The 207-nt window shown below is 40.1% G+C and carries 1 protein-coding gene; it reads left to right on the forward strand.

Translation table 11 applies throughout. The features are described from left to right. Nucleotides 1-207, forward strand: a 207-nt coding sequence (locus tag FD20_RS12905) for a MobA/MobL family protein (protein ID WP_162255675.1), incomplete at both ends; no start/stop codon positions are given.

Here is a 207-nt window from a genome sequence, read left to right on the forward strand (position 1 = left end):
AAATTCACCTGAATGGGCGAGTGATCGAGAGCAGTTGTGGAATGAAGTTGAAAAGAACGATCGTAAATCAAACTCACGGTATGCAAAAGAGTTTAACGTGGCTTTACCGGTAGAATTAAGTGAATCTGAACAGAAAGAATTACTGACAATATATGTGCAAGAAAATTTTGTTGATGAGGGCATGGTAGCCGACGTGGCAATTCATCG

The sequence above is a fragment of the Liquorilactobacillus uvarum DSM 19971 genome (assembly GCF_001434935.1).
GTDB lineage: Bacteria > Bacillota > Bacilli > Lactobacillales > Lactobacillaceae > Liquorilactobacillus > Liquorilactobacillus uvarum.